The organism is Flavihumibacter cheonanensis (assembly GCF_022352215.1).
GTDB lineage: Bacteria > Bacteroidota > Bacteroidia > Chitinophagales > Chitinophagaceae > Flavihumibacter > Flavihumibacter cheonanensis.
The window spans coordinates 1,470,109-1,486,155 of record NZ_JAKRWF010000001.1 but is presented as its reverse complement, the minus strand read 5'-3'; the positions used below and the strand labels follow the sequence as shown (position 1 = coordinate 1,486,155).

Here is a 16,047-nt window from a genome sequence, read left to right as displayed (position 1 = left end):
TAGTTCAATCAGCTTTCGCAGCTATTGTTATATTCTTTGGTATCTCCAGACCATTTTCTTTGGCGGCTTTAACCTGTTGAAAGTAGAGCTTTACCAGGCCGGTATATAATTTGTTACGCGTAACGTTCAGGAACAATTGGGCGGCATCTCTTCTTGCAGGATCATTAATGATCGACTTGGCTAAATTATTGGCGATTGCCATCAGTTGGTTGTTCTGCACTTGTTTCTCTGTTCGCTTTTTGCGCTTATCCCTTTTGGGGAGTCTGCAGATTACTGATTTGTCGCCATATCTCTTCAATACAAACTGGTTACCCAATTTACCGCTATAGTCTTTCAGGATGGAGGTTGTACTACTTGCCATAGGTTTGAATGTCTGATTTGTCCAATTAATATATGTAATAATATCTAAATCACATATAGTTTATACTTAATTTAATTAGATTTTAATAGGTATTCATTGGTTTTAGATCCAATAATAACCCTATGAAAACCCTAGGAAAACCCTACCAAAACCCTATAAAGAATGAAATAGTAGGTTTACTTTAATTCCTTAAATTGTAAGCCTAACAATAACACTTAACCGAACATGAGATTTCTACAACAAACCCTGGTAGCGGGTTGTTTTCTGGTTAGTACCACCGTATGGTCACAAAAAAATGACTCCCTCGTAGTAGCAGCCATTGTAAAAGAAGCTACTGTACAATCACAATTGGAAGTATTGGCGCATCAGTTGACGGATGGTATCGGACCTCGACTTGTGGGTACTCCACAAATGAAAAATGCGGCAGACTGGGCCATTGCCAAATACAAGGAATGGGGCATCGATGCAAGAGTGGAAAACTGGGGTGAATGGAGAGGCTGGGAGAGAGGTATCACCCATATCGATATGGTATCTCCCAGAGTAAAATCGCTGGAAGGAATGCAACTGGCCTGGAGCCCAAGCACCAAAGGAAAAACAGTTTCCGGCGAAACCATCATCCTTGCGGATGTTGCAGATTCAATTGCTTTTCAAAATTGGTTGCCCAATGTAAAAGGCAAGTTTGTCCTGATTTCCATGAACCAGCCTACCGGTCGCCCTGATTACAACTGGCAGGAATGGGCTACTCCTGATTCCTTTGAAAAGATGAAAAAGGATCGGGAAGCGCAAACCGCTGCCTGGAGAAAACGCATCAGCAAAACCGGATTAAATAACAAAGACCTTGCATTGGCTATTGAGAAAGCGGGTGCAGCCGGTATTATTATAAGCAACTGGTCTTCTGGTTTCGGAGTAAATAAAATCTTTGGTGCTAACACCACCAAGATCCCGACCATTGATGTGGCATTGGAAGATTATGGCATGTTGTATCGCCTGACAGAATCCGGTGTTAAACCTGTTTTGAATGTTCGTGCTGATTCCAAAGAATTGGGAACCGTACCTACTTTTAATACCCTTGCTGAAATCAAAGGAACAGAAAAGCCCAATGAATATGTAATGCTCTCCGCCCATTTTGATTCCTGGGATGGTGGTACGGGTGCTACGGATAATGCAACCGGCACCATTGTAATGATGGAAGCGATGCGCATTTTGAAAAAAGTCTATCCCAATCCAAAACGCACCATCCTGGTCGGACATTGGGGCAGTGAGGAGCAGGGACTGAATGGGTCCCGTGCTTTCGTGGAAGATCATCCGGAGATTGTTGCTAATCTGCAGGCATTGTTCAACCAGGACAATGGTACCGGTCGGGTGGCCAATATTTCCGGACAAGGATTTTTACATGCCTATGATTATCTGGGCCGGTGGTTGTCCAAAGTGCCGGAAGATATTCGTAATGAAATCGAAACCCGTTTTCCAGGATCTCCCGGTGGTGGCGGATCGGATTATGCTTCTTTTGTAGCAGTTGGTGCACCTGGATTTTCTCTGAGTTCCAAGAGCTGGTCCTATGGTTCCTATACCTGGCATACCAATCGGGATACCTACGATAAGATTGTATTTGATGATGTGCGTAAGAATGCGATTCTGACGGCTATCCTGGTGTACATGGCTTGCGAAGAGCCTCAAAAAACATCCAGAGAAAAAGCAGTATTGCCGATCAATCCAAGAACAGGTAAGCAGGGAGAATGGCCCGCGCAGCGAAAAGCCAATAGAAGTGGGAAGTAAGAATTATGAATTATGAATTATGAAGTAGGAGCCATGTATAAATTATTAATAAGATCCCTGTTCCTGTTGCTGCTGCCTGCTATGGCTGTTGCGCAAATCGAAAAAGCAGAACTGGCCATCCAGCACCTTATTGATTCCGGAAAGGCAGTAGGCATAGCTGTTGCTGTAGTAAAAGACAATAAGCTCGTTTACAGCCAGAATTTTGGATATAAGGAGCTCGAATCCAGAACACCATTAAGCAATACGGATATTTTCCGTATTGCTTCTATTTCCAAATCCTTTTCTGCTACTGCCATTCTGCAATTGGTGAAAGCTCGTAAACTCAAATTAACTGATGATGTGAGTGAGCTGATTGGCTTTAAAGTACGCAATCCCCGGTTTCCGGATAGAGTGATAACATTGGAACACTTACTTTCTCATCGTTCCAGTATCAACGACCGGAAGGGTTATTTTACCCTGGATGCCATCAACCCGGCAAAAAATCCGAATGCAGATAGCTGTTATAATGCCTATGCGCCTGGCGAAGGATACCAGTATTGCAATCTGAATTTTAATATGATTGGTACCATCATAGAAAAGTACAGCGGCGAACGATTTGATCAGTATATAAAGCATCATATCCTGGATCCGCTGGGACTATATGGGGGATATTGCATTGATTCACTTGATGCGCGACGCTTTGCCACCCTTTATGAATATGTAAATGATTCGATCGGATTCCGTGCTTCTCCAGGAGCGTATGCGCCTCGCAGTGAGGAGATCCGGAATTATACCATGGGTTATAGCACACCTATTTTTTCTCCTACAGGTGGCATGAAGATTTCTTCCATTGACCTTGCCCGTTATATGATGATGCACATGAATTATGGAAAAAGTAACGGTAAAAGAATCATACCAAAAAAATTGAGCCAGCGGATGCAAACCCCTTTGTCAACCCAGGAAAACTATGGACTGGCATTGGAAAAAACAACCCGGTTAATAGCAGGTAAGGAATTAGTCGGACATACAGGTGTTGCTTATGGATTGTTCAGTGCGATGTATTTTGATCCAACCAAAAAATGGGGAATTGTAGTAATCAGCAATGGCTGTACCCCCCGGTATGCCGAGGGGTACAATGCTGTTATTAGAACTGTAGTGGAGAACTTGTATGCAGGACTAATTAAAGCTGATTAATTAATCGCATACCGCAGCGTTACTCCATAAGTTCGCTGGTCTCCCAGCACTGCTGCATAGTGCCCTGCATTACCCGCAGCAGGCAGCAATTGCTCAAAGTAATTTTTGTTCAGCAGGTTTCTGCCCCAGAGGAAAATACTGATCCCTTCTCTTGAACGATAACCCACTCTTCCATTAAAAAGCGCATAACCGGGAACGTTTAGATATTTTGAAGGGGATGGACTTGAAGAGAAACCAGTCCGGAAATAATTGTCGATCGCCAGGAAATAACGGCCTTCTTTATTGAATGCTTTCTTAAGAGCGGATTGTATTTCACCGCCGATAGATCCTGCCCATTTGGAGATACCCGGGAGATCACCCTTAGAAATATTCTTAAAAGAAGTCGAAGCGCCGGTTTCTTCCAGCGGAACAGGTGCATTGGTAAAGGAGAGGTATTTGCCTTCCGTAAACGCGAGATTGGCGTACAAGGTCAGATGGTCATTGATCTTGTAGTTCGCATCCGATTCAATTCCCCACACTCTTACTTTTTCCGCATTGGCAAGATAACCCCGATTAACACCCACTTCGGCTGTTTGTACCTGAGTCTGATAGTCCTTAATATCCGTCTGGTGCGCTACAATATTGAAAATAAAATTCCTTGCGGGAGAGGTTTTCAAACCAACTTCATAATGGGTTACATTTTCCGGTTTGATTCTTGCGAGTTCAATAAGCACTTCTCCATTGGCGGTTGGCAATCCCCCCAGGTTAATACCAACCGGTTTATAACTCAACGAATAAGTGGCAAATGCATTGATATCACTTCTTACCTTATACGATACCGTTAGTTGTCCGGATATATTGCTTTCATCCACAACGGCGGTGAATGCCTGATCGGTATACACGGCTCTTTTTAATGCCAGCAGCGCAGGGTCCTCTGTCTGGAGGCCACCATAGGTTTGCCTGTCAAAGTCCACTTTTTTACGGTCATAATTATATCGAATGCCAGGTAATACATGCAGCTTTTCCGTTATCGCCCAATCTAACTGGCCAAATGCTGCAGCACCAAAGGTTTCCAGCCTTGAACGGGTCCGGATGCCATAGCCTTCAAAGAGTCCGGGTGTACGCCATAAATCGCTTCTACTGCTTTGGGAAAAACGCCACTGCGCAGCTCCAGATTCTTCAATATGGAAAGGGTCTGTTTTTAAATCCTGTCCGATCAGGAAGATTCCCGCCACACCACTCAACCTGGAGGAAAAATCCCCCGCATAGCGGATTTCCTGTGTCCACTGCTGGTGTTTGGAAGTAGCCTGGGAAAGTGTCAAAACTGGCAGCCCGGTGAAATCACGGTCATTACTGGGATCCCAGTTCCAGTAGCGCCAGGCGGTAGTGGAGGTTAAGGTGCCGCCTCCGATTTTGGCATCCACATTTACAGAAAGTCCACCCAATTGGTTGCCGGATCTCCAGGTGGTATTATGATCTACGATCCGGTCAAAGGGATTACGGGAAGGAAGTTGATATCCGAGGTCGGCAATGATACTATCGAACTGACGATAACCGGCACGCTGTGTTTGAACCACACCGGCTACTACCTGAGCATATCCTTCTGGTTTTTGATCTGTTACATCACCGATAAAAGTGATTTTCACTTTGTCAGATGGCGTGTACAACAATTGGCCGCGTACACCAATGTTGTTCAGGTCGTTTACTGGCTTTCCGGTTGAAACATTTTCAATTAATCCATTACGTTGCGTTCCTGAGAAGGAAATGCGCCCTGCTAATTTTTTGGTAATGCCTCCTGTAACGGATGCTTTTGCCTGAACAAAACCATAGTTTCCGTAACTCACTTCAAAGCTTGCTCCAGGTTTGAATTTTGGTGCTTTGGTAGTAATATTAAAGGCACCGGCGGTTGTGTTTTTTCCGAACAAGGTGCCTTGCGGACCTCTTAACACTTCTATTTGTTCGATATCGATAAAGTCCAGCGTGGTGGCGGCAGGCCTTGCATAATAAACACCATCTACATAAAAGCCTACACCTGGATCAATGCCATCATTGGTTAATCCAAACGTAGATCCGATACCCCTGATGTTTAATGTGGTGTTACGCGGATTGGAAGAATACAATTGTACCGTTGGTACCAGTTCTTTTAATCGGTTTACGTTAAAGGCGCCGGCATCTTCTACCTGTGCGCCACCCAATACCGAAATAGGGATGGGTACTTCCTGAGCTGATTCTACCCGACGGCGGGAGGTAATAACTACATCCGAAAGTTGTGAATTCTCCAGTAGGATGATGGTGATGGAGGAATCTTTCAACTGGCTTAACGGCAGTTCTGCAGGTGCATATCCGGCAGAACTAATTTGAAGTGTAAAAGGAAGGGAGGGTAATCCTGTTAAGGTAAATTGTCCCTTTGCATCGGCCACGGTTGATCGGGAGGTGTTTTTGATTTTGATGGTGGCCGCTTCTACTGGCTGGCCTTTTTCGTCTTTAATTGTTCCCGTAAGCCGGCTCTGGGCTGTGACTACAATGCCCGAAATGATAAATAACAGTGTGAATAAAATCTTGTTCATGGTTTCTGGTCTGGTTAAATAATGACAATAATTGGCAACTCCTAGTAATGTATAATTCATACATTACTAAGCTTGAATAGCAAATCGACTCAAAATAAGTGGTAATAGTCTATTAATACTGTAGAGAATGTAAAACTAGTAATTATTTTAATCCTACCAAATAAGTAGACTATTATTTTTAATTTTTTTCGATAATTGAACAGGAGCGTGGTTAAGGCTTATCTTTCTGGATATGAAGCAGGAATCTTCTTGGTTTTTATTTGAAGGCATGGAAAGGATTGATTCTCCGGCCCTGGTTGTTTACCCCGACCGGGTGAAACAGAATATTGCTACAGCTATCCGGATGGTGGGAGATGTCAAACGGTTACGACCTCATGCAAAAACTCATAAGTCGCCGGATCTGACATATCTGCTAATACAAGCAGGTATTCAGCAATTCAAATGTTCTACCATCGCGGAGGCAGAAATGCTGGCTATGCAGGGAGCGCCGGATGTATTATTGGCATACCAGCCGGTCGGACCTAAAATCGATCGCTTCCTGCAACTCATGCAGCTATATCCAAACACCATGTTTTCCTGCCTGGTTGATAATGGAACAAGCGCGGGGGCGCTTCTGGAAAAAGCTACAGCTCTTCGGTTGTCCATTTCCGTGTACCTTGATCTGGATGTGGGGATGCACCGCACTGGAATGAAGCCGGATGATACTGCTGTGGATTTATTCCTTTCTCTTTTCCAACGGGAAGGGATAACCGTAAAAGGATTACATGCCTACGACGGGCATATTACCGATCCAGACCCCCTGGTAAGAAAGCAACGGGTGGAAGCTGCTTTTGCACCCGTATGGAAAATGAAATCCATTTTACATAAACACACTAACTCGGCGGTTGAAATCATTGCGGGGGGTATGCCCAGCTTTCCAATCCTTGCGAGCTATCCCGACCTGGTTTGCAGTCCGGGTACCTTTGTTTACTGGGATCAATCCTATTCCGAAAAATTATCTGACACCCCTTTTATCCCTGCAGCGGTTGTGTTAAGCAGGGTGGTCTCCAAGCCTGATAGCAATCGCCTTACCACTGATCTTGGGCATAAATCCATTGCGTCTGAAAACAGCCTGGATAAACGAGTGAATTGGTTGAATGCAACCGGACTCACACCAGTTGGTCATAGTGAAGAACATTTTTTCTTTACTACGACAGAAACAGATGCGTTTCAAATTGGAGATCTATTAGTTGGTTTGCCCTGGCATATTTGTCCCACCGTAGCACTGTATGAAAAAGTGTTCACCGTGGAAGATGGTAAAATTTCCGGCGAGTGGAAAACTATAGCCAGGGATCGTACGCTTAGTTTGTAATGCGGAAATTCTCCAAAATGCGGAATTTTTTCTCCACTATGCGTAAAACAGCCCCGTTTGTATAGACAGAATTCGGAAGCTCCATATGAATTGGTTAAATTAGGAGCCTAACGATTTGTAGTATGGGCTTCCGGTTTTTTCAGCAAAAATCAACCTGGATAGTAGCAGGGTTGATTATCTCAATTGCACTGTTCAGCAGATGCGGTTCCGATGCCACTGCCGGTATTCCGGATACTGTTGATTTCAATTACCATGTACGGCCCATCCTCGTTCAAAAATGTTACCTATGTCATGGTCCGGATGAGAGCAGCCGGAAAGCCAACCTTCGGCTCGATACCTATGAAGGAGCTACGGCTTTATTAAAAAATGGCGGTCGTGCAATAGACCCGGGTCATGCTGCCAATAGTATGGTGGTGGAACGCATTTATCACAAAGACCCGGACCAGATAATGCCAACTCCCGAATCCAACCTGAAACTTACTCAACAGGAAATGGCGATCCTGGAGAAGTGGATCGACCAGGGCGCGAAGTATGATCCCCACTGGGCCTTTATTCCCCCCGACAGTTCTTTGCTTGAAAAAAAGTATAAAAAAAATGCAGTTGATTTTTTCATTCAACAAGAACTGGACGAACGTGGAATCAAATCTGCTCCGCGCGCCAGTCCCGAATCACTCCTGCGAAGAGTTTCCTTTCTGTTAACCGGATTACCACCAACAGAAAAAGAACGGCAGCTCTTTTTGAAAGAAACTAACGAAGATGCGTATGTGAAAATGGTGGATTATTATTTGCAGTCCCCCCGTTTCGGAGAAAGATGGGCTCGCCATTGGATGGATATTGCCCGTTATGCGGAAACACGCGGACATGAATTTGATTATCCGATACAGGAGGCCTGGCGCTATCGCGATTACCTTATCCGGGCATTTAATGCAGATATTCCCTATGATCAACTGGTTCGGGAGCAACTGGCAGGGGACTTACTGCCAACACCAAGAGTTGGTCCGGGTAATGAAAACGAATCCATCCTCGGAACTACTTTTCTAACAATGGCGGAAGGCTCCCACAGTCCGGTTGATATCCGAAAAGATGAAGCAGATCGAATCGATAACATGATTGATGTAACCGGCAAGGCTTTCCTGGGACTCACGATCAGTTGTGCGCGCTGTCATGATCATAAGTTTGATCCGATTTCAGCAAAAGATTATTATTCCTTTTATGGTGTGATGGAAGGCACCCGGTTTAGTCCCCAGCCGGTTAACCAGGCATCAAAATTAGAAACCCTCGAGTCCCTGCAAAAAATCCAGGAACAGGTAAGGCAATGGGCGCATCAACAGTTGCAGGAATCAGGTACTGCTAACCTGCTGCTGCAAACGAATAACCAGCAAGCTGCAGCATCCGCTGATTCCGGATACCAGGTGTTGGGTAATTTTATTGGATCCGACCTGGATGGCTGGAAATCGGATGGTTTGGCATTTGGTACCAAAACCACACTGGGTGACCCTGTCTTTAATGAGCAATACCAGTTTATCGGTCTCAGGGAAGGTATGGCCAGCAGCAGGAAAATGGCGCTTGGTATCTATGGGGCGCTTCGTTCGCCAGACTTTACCATATCAACCAATTATATTGGTGTGGAAGCAGCAGGAAGAGAGTCCGTGATCCGGATTGTGATTGATAATTTCCAATTGATTCGCTGGCCGATTTATGGAAATATTGAACAACGGGTAAGCGATACCAAATGGAAGCAATATGTATTTGATGTGGGGCTGTGGAAAGGTCATAAGGCGTATATTGAACTGTTGCCGGGAGTTTATGAAAATCATGTTTTCGTCCAGCGTCCTGATTCGTATGTAGATGCCCGTTATGCGATCGCGTACAATAAAAAATGGGTGGAGCCTATCAATAAGGGACTGGCACTTGCTGCATTGAATCGTCAGCTCAAAAAGTTAAAAGTTGATCTTTCCATACAATCGTTGCTGGAGCAGGAATCCCGGTTACGGCTTGCTCTGCGCGATTCTCTGAGGTTCTTTTATGGTGTAACGGATGGATTTGGTAAAAACAGTCCGGTTTTCATACGAGGCAATTACCAGGAGTTGTCAGCAGAAAAAGTACCGCGCACCTTTCTAACGGCACTGGGTACGCGAGGCAACAACCTGGATGTGGCGGGCAGCGGGCGACTTCAACTGGCAGAAGTCATGCTGGAGCAAAACAATCCCCTTACTACCCGCGTACTGGTAAACAGGATCTGGCATCATCTCTTTGGAAAAGGAATTGTGGAAACCGTTGATAATTTCGGATTGCAGGGCAAACTTCCATCACATCCTGAATTATTGGATTATTTGAGTCTTTCCTTTAAAGAGCATAATTATTCCATTAAACAACTGATCCGGACTATCGTATTATCGGAAACCTTTCAGCGTTCAACCATACCTGTGACTAGCAGCAAGGAAAAAGATCCGGCAAATACCTGGTTGTCTCATTTCCCGCTGCGGCGCCTGGAAGCAGAAGCTATCCGCGATGCGATGCTGGCAGTTTCCGGCAGATTGGATACTGCCATGTATGGTCCACCTGTTCCGCAGCATATCACTTCTTTTATGAATGGAAGGGGTAAACCGGCTCAATCTGGACCATTGGATGGTGCTGGCAGAAGAACTGTTTACCTGGAAGTTCGCCGAAATTTTTTGGATCCCATGCTGACCAGTTTTGATCGGCCCATTCCTTTCACCAGTTTTGGTAAACGAGAAGTGACCAATGTGCCGGCCCAATCACTCATCCTGTTGAATGATCCTTTTGTTATGCAGGAAGCGGCTCGTTTGGCTGAACGAATGGAGAAAAAAGGATTAAAGAAACAGGAGGAAAAAATTCAATGGCTCTATATGAATTGTTTTGGCAGGGCTGCAACAGAAGATGAAATCAGGGAAGCGAATCAGCTACTGACCAGGCTATCGGATAAGAACAGCCGAACAGTGTGGAAAGATTTTGTGCATACCATTTTTAACCTGAAGGAATTCATTTATCTCAATTGATATGAATCAGTTTCAACGACCGCTTAGTCGCCGGGAAATGTTAGGCATCTGCAAATGCGGATTTGGATCCCTTGCCATGCTGGGTATGTTTGGCAGCCTGCTGCCATCCTGTTCCGGAGTGGAGGCAGGAAAAAACCAGCTATTGGATCATTTGGGTGCCGGACCCATTCCTCCGGGTTTTGTGCCCAGGGCTAAGAATATTATTTTCCTTTATATGGATGGTGGTATTTCCCAGGTGGATTCATTTGATCCGAAACCCCGGCTGGCAAAGGAAAATGGAGAAGACCCTGCCAAGAAATTTAAAATGGATGCCACGCAGTTTGGAGATGTGGGCAAGATTCTGAAAAGTCCCTGGCAGTTCAATCGGTATGGAGAATCCGGTATGGAAATCAGTGAACTGTTTCCGCATATCGGAACTTGTGCCGATGAATTAGCTTTGATTCGTTCCATGGTTTCCAATTTTCCGGAGCATACCAATGCGAATTATTTTTTGCATACGGGAAGTGGTTTGCAGGGCCGGCCCAGCATGGGAGCCTGGGTAAACTACGGACTCGGTTCAGAGAACAGCAACTTACCGGGTTATGTAGTGTTGGATGGCGGATTGATCCCTCCTGGCGGATTGGATAATTTCAAAAACGGATTTCTTCCCGCTGCATACCAGGCTTCCTTGTTAAGAGCAGGAGCAGAGCCACTTGCGAATATCAAACCATTGGATTCCATAGCTGGCATCCAGGAAGAAAAACTTGCTTTTCTAAAAAAGCGGGATCAGCATTTATTACAAAGCCTGGATGGCAATGATGCCATTGAAGCAGCCATCTCCAACTATGAACTGGCTTATAAGATGCAGTCTTCCATTCCGGAATTGACAGAATTCAAAGAAGAATCCGAGGCGACAAAAAAATTATACGGATTGGATTCACCGGATCCTAATACGCGTAATTATGCCGCGCAATGTTTACTGGCCAGAAGGCTGGTGGAGCGGGGTGTACGGTTTATTGAATTAACCTGTCCGGATATTGGAGGCAATGCAGATCGCTGGGACCAGCACTCCAATTTGAAAGATGGTCATGAGCGCAATGCGCATGCAGTGGATCAACCAATTGCGGGCTTATTGAAAGACTTGAAATTGCGCGGTTTGCTGGATGAAACCCTGGTGGTATTTTCCGGTGAGTTTGGCAGAACCCCCTTTGCACAGGGTACGGATGGCCGTGATCACAATCCCTCTGCCTTCAGTATGTGGATGGCGGGTGCAGGGATCAAGGGAGGAACTATCTATGGAACTACAGATGAATATGGGTATCGGGTAGTTGATAAGCCGGTTACCATTCACGACCTGCATGCTACCATGTTACATCTGATGGGGGTTGATCACAAACAACTGACATTCCGATTTGGTGGCCGCGATTTCCGGTTAACCGATGTTCATGGAAATATCGTAAAAGACATATTGGCCTGATAAGATAGTATATGCAATTGAATCCCGAGTTCTCTTTGTTTGTTGGACGCTTTCACCCTTTACTCGTACACCTGCCCATTGGATTGCTGAGTTTTGCGTTGGTGCTGCATCTGATACAATGGAAGAAAAAATCCGCCCGGCTAACAGAAGCATTAACCATACTATGGTTGCTGGCAGCAGTAAGTGGAGGTCTGTCCATTCTTACCGGCTGGTTGCTTTCCTCCGGAGATGGCTATGAAACGGAAACACTGGAACGCCACAAGATCGGCGGTATACTGGTGGCGGTTCTCTCCTTAGTTGTATTTATAACCTATTTGATACAAGGGAAAAGCCAACGCGCTGCTTTTCCTATTCTTCGTTTAACCGGTATTGTTAGTGCCATTGGTGCCATGATACTTACCGGCCATTGGGGAGGAGCACTCACACACGGTGGATCTTACCTGACGGAATACAGTCCATTTGCGGCTTCGGACTCAACGGGACCAGCAGGTAGTACTGCACGTCAAATCCGCGAGCTGGATTCTGCCTATCTCTTTGAAGATGCAGTATTGCCTATTCTCCAGGCTAAATGCGTTAGTTGTCACAATGAAGAAAAGACAAAAGGGGAATACCTGCTTACCAGTCATACTGCCATTTTAAAAGGTGGCAAATCTGGTGCCGGCGTAGTACCAGGCAACCTGGCTACCAGTGAACTCTATCGCCGAATCAGTTTGCCGGAAGATCATAAAGAGTTCATGCCAACAGATGGTAAAACACCCTTGACAGAGGAACAGAAAGCCATACTGGAATGGTGGATTGAAACCGGCGCACACCAACAGCAACGGGTAACCGCATTTACACCCAATGCGAAGCAGCGGGATGAGTTGGTTCGTTTTTTCGGATTGGATCAGCAGGCGGTTGCCGGGTATGTTGCACCGGCTCCGGATCCTTCAGCCATAAATGCACTACTGAATAATGGGTACCAGGTGAATCTGCTAACCCGCACAGGCAATCTGCTGGAAGTGAAATTTAATGGGAAGGGGAGTAGCAGACCGGACCTTTCCCTGCTGGTTGCAGTAAAACAACAACTGGTTTGGCTGCAATTGGAAAATTGTCAACTGGAAGATGCGGATCTAACTGCATTGGCACCATTGACCAGTCTCTTCAAACTGAATTTAAACCGGAATCCGATTAGCGAAAAGGGCTTAACTTTTTTACCGGCATTAACAAAACTGGAATACCTGAACCTCTATGGGACCCAGGTATCGGAAGCTGGTTTACCCCTATTGACTTCCTTGCCTGCATTGAAAAAACTCTATCTCTGGGAAAGCAAAGTGGATCAGACAAAAATAGATTCTTCAAAGCTGACGGGGAAGCTGGAACTGGTGCTGGCACTTGACACACTGGTACCTTAGTTGATTAAAAAATAATTTTGCAATCTAGTCTGAAAACCATAATTTAACGTTTTACTAAAACGATTTAGTAATCTTTCCAACGATTGTTATGCTGGTCTCTCCACGCCTGCTTTATTCTCATTGTTATGGTCGTTATGCGATCCCTGCTGTAAACGTATTTACGATGGAGCAGGTGTTGGCGCTTTTTGCTTCTTCCCATCGTGCGGAAGCTCCCATCCTTGTACAGGTAACTCCAGTGGCCAGGAACTATGCGCATCCGGTGATGTTGCAGGCTATGATTCAGGCCGCAGCACATATTTACCCTGATGTGATATATGCCATTCACCTGGATCATGGAAATGAAGAACATGCAATTGCGGCTCTTGAGCAGGGTTATACCTCTGTCATGATTGATGCTTCACATGATCCCTTTGATATAAATATTGAGAGAACCCGATTGGTAGTTGAAAAAGCGCATACCCACGGTATTGTTGTAGAAGCGGAACTAGGTGTATTAAGCGGAGTGGAAGATGATTTGTCGGTAGAAGAAGCAGATGCCAAATACACGAACCCGCAACAAGCTAAGGAATTTGTAGAGCGCTCCGGCTGTGATTCCCTTGCTATTGCTGTGGGTACCAGTCATGGTGCGTATAAATTCAGTGGCGGACAAGGAATACAATTTCACATACTTGAACGAATCCAGGAATTATTACCTGGCTTTCCATTGGTACTGCATGGGAGTTCCTGCGTGGATCCTGAAGTGGTGAAAGCCATCAATCAGTTCGGAGGAAAATTAAAACCCGATGCATCCGGAGTTAAAGACGAAGAACTGCAGAAAGCTATACAACTGGGTATTTGTAAAGTGAATATCGCAACGGATCTGCGTTTGTTATGGACTAGAGATCACCGGGAATTTTTTACTAACCAGCCAGAAGGAATTGATCCTGTTGTTCCTGGAAGAAAATACATGCAATCCTATGAGGCATTCATGCTGAAACGTTTTGAACTGATGGGAACAGCTGGACAGTCGCGGGCTTTACAACCTTTGATACAGGAAATCCAACACACGATAATCGGACAGGAATGAAGAATTTATTGATACATCCCAATGAAGGGGCATCTGTTTACCAACGTATAACGGCTGCCGATGCAGGCTGGGAGCACCTGAATATGGAAGCCCGCTTATTGAAAAAAGGAGAGAGCTGGACGGGGTATACTGGTGAAGATGAATATGGTTTTATTTTGTTGAGTGGTAATTATACCGTGACAACCAATCATGGTACCTGGACTACCAGCAACGGACGCAAATCTGTTTTCAGTGGCATTGCACATAGTCTCTACCTGCCCCGTCATACTGAATTCAAATTGACTGCAACCAGTGAGTTACTCGACATTGCTGCGGGATGGGTGAAAGCCAAAGCAGATTATCCGGCCCGATTCAAAACACCGGAAGAAGCTGCTATTGAAATCAGGGGAGGCGAAAATGCAACCCGTCAGATTAATAGTCTGATTGAACCGGGTTTCGGTTGTTCCTCACTGGTAGCTGTTGAAGTGTATACACCTTCCGGCAACTGGAGTTCCTTTCCTGCGCATAAACACGATGTTCGTGTCCTGGATGCAAACGGAGAATTAAAAGAAGCAGATCTCGAAGAAATCTATTTTTATAAAATTGATAAACCCGGCGGTTTTGCCTTGCAACAGGTATATACCAGTGATCGTTCCCTGGATGAAATCCTGCGGGCCGGCAATAACGATGCTGTGCTGGTTCCGGAGGGGTATCATCCAGTGGTAGCACTGCATGGATACAATTGTTATTACCTGAATTTTCTTGCTGGCAGTGATCAATCCCTGGCCAATACACCGGATCCGGATCACAACTGGTTATTCGACAGTTGGACCTTCAGGGATCCCAGGATACCCATGGTAACTGCTGAAATGAACAATCAACCCTAAGACCAACCAACATGAAAAATTTTGATTTACTGACCATTGGTCGCTCTTCTATTGATTTATACTCCCAGGATATCGGTGCCGATTTTATTGATATAAAAGGATTCAATGCATTTGTAGGAGGCTCTCCCTTGAATATCGCAGTTGGGGCTGGCCGGCTTGGTTTGAAAGTTGCCCTGTTAACCGGGGTAGGCCAGGATAAAACCGGTGATTTCATTTTGAATTTTCTAAACAAAGAAAAGATTGTTACGGATTATATTCCCCGTATACCTGGTGCACGTACCAGTGCGGTGATTTTGGGTATTGAACCTCCGGATCGTTTTCCATTGGTATTTTACCGGGATAACTGTGCAGACATTCAAATCACCATGGATCATGTGGCTGCCGCGGATGTTGGTCAGTTTAAAGTAGTGCAGGTATCCGGAAATGCGATGAGTAAGGAACCGAGTCGAAGTGCCATTTTCTACGCTGTTGAACAGGGATACGATAAAGATGTGCCGGTCATTCTGGACATTGATTTCAGGGCCGATCAGTGGACGGATATCCGCTCCTTCGGATTGATGGTACGTGCCATTTTACCTAAAGTGACGATTGCGATTGGTACAGAAGAAGAGGTATTGGCAGCTACCCTGCAGGATATCAACGATGTGGTGATTGAACACCAACAGGTATCTGCACCGAAAGTGAAAGGTAACCTGGAAGCATCCGTAAAACAGATACTGAATGCAGGTGTAAAAGTGCTGATTGTAAAAAAAGGATCAAAAGGAGTTACCATTTATGCAGCGGGTAATGAACCCCAGGATGTTCCCGGTTATCCGGTGGAGGTGTTGAATGTATTGGGAGCCGGTGATGCTTTTGCAGGAGGCTTTATTTATGGCTTTGTACAGGGATGGAGTATTTCTAAGGCCTGCCGGCTTGGAAATGCCTGTGGGGCGCTGGTAGTGCAACGGCCAGGCTGTGCGAATGATATGCCAACTTTACCTGAAGTAATGCAACTGATTGAAGAACGCGGTGGACTCACTGATTAAACTGATCAACAAA

The 16,047-nt window shown here is 45.3% G+C and carries 11 protein-coding genes; 9 read left to right on the top strand and 2 right to left on the bottom strand.

Translation table 11 applies throughout. The features are described 5' to 3' along the window. Window positions 1-4 precede the first annotated feature (4 nt). Complete coding sequence (locus MD536_RS06595; protein ID WP_239596941.1) at window positions 5-361, bottom strand: hypothetical protein; 357 nt, start codon at window positions 359-361, stop codon at window positions 5-7. Between the two features lie 225 nt (window positions 362-586). Here MD536_RS06595 and MD536_RS06590 point away from each other — a divergent pair, with 225 nt between their 5' ends. Both MD536_RS06590 and MD536_RS06585 read left to right on the top strand, forming a co-directional pair. Further along, complete coding sequence (locus MD536_RS06590; RefSeq protein ID WP_239596939.1) at window positions 587-2,137, top strand: M20/M25/M40 family metallo-hydrolase; 1,551 nt, start codon at window positions 587-589, stop codon at window positions 2,135-2,137. Window positions 2,138-2,149: 12 nt separating this feature from the next. Beyond that, the gene (locus MD536_RS06585) at window positions 2,150-3,310 is read left to right on the top strand and encodes a serine hydrolase domain-containing protein (RefSeq protein ID WP_239596938.1); all 1,161 of its coding nucleotides are present in this window, start codon (window positions 2,150-2,152) and stop codon (window positions 3,308-3,310) included. Here the strand turns inward: MD536_RS06585 and MD536_RS06580 are convergent. Further along, window positions 3,307-5,856 carry a TonB-dependent receptor gene (locus tag MD536_RS06580; protein ID WP_239596937.1) on the bottom strand — a complete coding sequence of 850 codons (2,550 nt, stop codon included), beginning with the start codon at window positions 5,854-5,856 and terminating at the stop codon, window positions 3,307-3,309. The two genes, MD536_RS06585 and MD536_RS06580, sit on opposite strands and share 4 nt — an antisense overlap. Before the next feature lie 232 nt (window positions 5,857-6,088). On the opposite strand from MD536_RS06580, the gene MD536_RS06575 reads away from it, so the two are divergent. The 7 genes from MD536_RS06575 to iolC all read left to right on the top strand — a co-directional run bounded on the left by MD536_RS06575 (window position 6,089) and on the right by iolC (window position 16,034). Beyond that, a complete protein-coding gene (locus MD536_RS06575; protein ID WP_239596936.1) occupies window positions 6,089-7,207 on the top strand; it encodes a D-TA family PLP-dependent enzyme in 1,119 nt (372 codons plus the stop codon). A 122-nt stretch (window positions 7,208-7,329) separates the two neighbouring features. Beyond that, the gene (locus MD536_RS06570; RefSeq protein ID WP_239596935.1) at window positions 7,330-10,227 is read left to right on the top strand and encodes a PSD1 and planctomycete cytochrome C domain-containing protein; all 2,898 of its coding nucleotides are present in this window, start codon (window positions 7,330-7,332) and stop codon (window positions 10,225-10,227) included. Between the two features lies 1 nt (window position 10,228). After that, window positions 10,229-11,683, top strand: coding sequence for a DUF1501 domain-containing protein (locus MD536_RS06565; protein WP_239596933.1), 1,455 nt, complete (start codon window positions 10,229-10,231; stop codon window positions 11,681-11,683). 11 nt (window positions 11,684-11,694) lie between these two features. After that, window positions 11,695-13,077, top strand: a complete 1,383-nt coding sequence (locus MD536_RS06560) for a c-type cytochrome domain-containing protein (protein ID WP_239596932.1) — start codon at window positions 11,695-11,697, stop codon at window positions 13,075-13,077. 88 nt (window positions 13,078-13,165) lie between these two features. Beyond that, a complete protein-coding gene (locus MD536_RS06555; protein ID WP_239596930.1) occupies window positions 13,166-14,143 on the top strand; it encodes a class II fructose-bisphosphate aldolase in 978 nt (325 codons plus the stop codon). Next, window positions 14,140-15,009 carry a 5-deoxy-glucuronate isomerase gene (iolB, locus tag MD536_RS06550; protein ID WP_239596928.1) on the top strand — a complete coding sequence of 290 codons (870 nt, stop codon included), beginning with the start codon at window positions 14,140-14,142 and terminating at the stop codon, window positions 15,007-15,009. Before MD536_RS06555 ends, iolB begins: the two co-directional genes overlap by 4 nt. 11 nt (window positions 15,010-15,020) lie before the next feature. Next, on the top strand, window positions 15,021-16,034 hold the full coding sequence (gene iolC, locus MD536_RS06545) for a 5-dehydro-2-deoxygluconokinase (protein WP_239596925.1): 1,014 nt from the start codon (window positions 15,021-15,023) through the stop codon (window positions 16,032-16,034). The last annotated feature ends 13 nt before the right edge of the window (window positions 16,035-16,047 follow it).